Raw genomic sequence first — 556 nt, 5'->3', positions numbered from 1 at the left:
AGGGACTTCACCTACATGCCAGCGTGCCTTCTCCCGAAGTTACGGCACCATTTTGCCTAGTTCCTTCACCCGAGTTCTCTCAAGCGCCTTGGTATTCTCTACCTGACCACCTGTGTCGGTTTGGGGTACGATTTAATGTTACCTGGAGCTTAGAGGATTTTCCTGGAAGCAGGGCATCAACTACTTCTGCACCGTAGTGCATCGTCATCACGCCTCAGGGTTAGCATGCAACCGGATTTACCAGGTCACACCCCCTACACGCTTAAACCGGGACAACCGTCGCCCGGCTAGCCTAGCCTTCTCCGTCCCCCCTTCGCAGTAACACCAAGTACAGGAATATTAACCTGTTTCCCATCGACTACGCTTTTCAGCCTCGCCTTAGGGGTCGACTCACCCTGCCCCGATTAACGTTGGACAGGAACCCTTGGTCTTCCGGCGAGCGGGCTTTTCACCCGCTTTATCGTTACTTATGTCAGCATTCGCACTTCTGATACCTCCAGCAACCCTCACAGGCCACCTTCAACGGCTTACAGAACGCTCCCCTACCCAACAACGC

Annotated in this window: 1 rRNA gene; it reads right to left on the bottom strand. The window is 54.1% G+C overall.

Annotated features, from left to right (window positions below):
* Positions 1–556: ribosomal RNA gene (locus tag MMS95_RS24115) — 23S ribosomal RNA — on the bottom strand; the annotation flags it as partial.

The sequence above is a fragment of the Serratia sp. PGPR-27 genome, assembly GCF_022678525.1.
In the GTDB taxonomy this organism is placed as follows: domain Bacteria; phylum Pseudomonadota; class Gammaproteobacteria; order Enterobacterales; family Enterobacteriaceae; genus Serratia; species Serratia nematodiphila.
This window is presented reverse-complemented; position numbering and strand designations above follow the sequence as displayed.